The 1,219-nt window shown below is 46.1% G+C and carries 1 protein-coding gene; it reads right to left on the bottom strand.

Annotated elements, in window-relative coordinates; translation table 11 throughout:
- A partial coding sequence (tuf, locus tag I4N53_RS10800; protein ID WP_012995915.1) for an elongation factor Tu occupies window positions 1-1,202 on the bottom strand: 1,202 nt, incomplete at its 3' end.
- Window positions 1,203-1,219 lie beyond the last annotated feature (17 nt).

The following is a 1,219-nucleotide window of genomic DNA, read 5'->3' on the forward strand; positions in this document are numbered from 1 at the left end:
TACTCTATGATAGCTGACACGACGCCAGCACCTACTGTACGGCCGCCTTCTCTTATAGCAAACTTCAAACCTTCTTCCATCGCTATCGGTGTTATTAACTCTACTTTTATCGTTACGTGGTCCCCCGGCATCACCATCTCTACTCCCTCTGGTAACTGTATCGTCCCTGTTACGTCTGTCGTCCTAAAGTAAAATTGTGGCCTGTATCCATTGAAAAATGGTGTATGCCTTCCTCCTTCTTCCTTCGTCAATACGTATACCTGCCCCTCAAATTTCATGTGCGGCTTTATCGTCCCTGGCTTCGCCAATACTTGCCCTCTCTCTACTTCGTCCCTCTGTATCCCTCTTAATAACACTCCTATGTTGTCCCCTGCTTGCGCTTCGTCCATCGTCTTCCTGAACATCTCTACCCCTGTCACTACTGTCTTCTTAGATTCTGTCGTAAGCCCTATTATCTCTACTTCGTCCCCTACTTTTACTTTGCCTCTCTCTACTCTCCCTGTCGCAACTGTCCCTCTTCCCGTTATTGTAAATATGTCCTCTACTGGCATTAAAAATGGCTTGTCTATGTCCCTCTCCGGTGTCGGTATATATTCGTCTACTACATCCATTAACTGCCATATCTTCCCGCACCATTCGCATTCTCTCTTGCCACATCCACATTCTAATGCCTTTAATGCTGAACCTACTACTATCGGTGTGTCATCCCCAGGAAATTCATATTCGTTTAATAACTCCCTTACTTCCATCTCTACCAGCTCTATTAATTCTGCATCGTCTACCATGTCTGCCTTGTTTAAAAATACTACTATATATGGCACCCCTACCTGCCTCGCTAATAATATGTGCTCCCTCGTCTGTGGCATCGGACCGTCTGCTGCTGATACTACCAATATCGCTCCGTCCATCTGTGCTGCACCTGTTATCATGTTCTTTACGTAGTCCGCGTGACCTGGACAGTCTACATGCGCATAGTGCCTCTTCTCTGTCTCATATTCTACGTGAGTCGTGTTTATTGTTATTCCCCTTGCTCTCTCCTCCGGTGCCTTGTCTATCTCGTCATATCCTTTCTTCTCTGCTAACCCCGCATTCGATAATACCATCGTTATCGCCGCTGTCAATGTCGTCTTACCATGGTCTACGTGCCCTATCGTCCCTACATTTACATGCGGTTTCGTCCTCTCAAATTTTTGCTTCGCCATCCTTTTTTCCTCCTTTA

The organism is Thermoanaerobacter sp. CM-CNRG TB177 (genome assembly GCF_018588165.1).
Classification (GTDB): domain Bacteria; phylum Bacillota; class Thermoanaerobacteria; order Thermoanaerobacterales; family Thermoanaerobacteraceae; genus Thermoanaerobacter; species Thermoanaerobacter thermocopriae.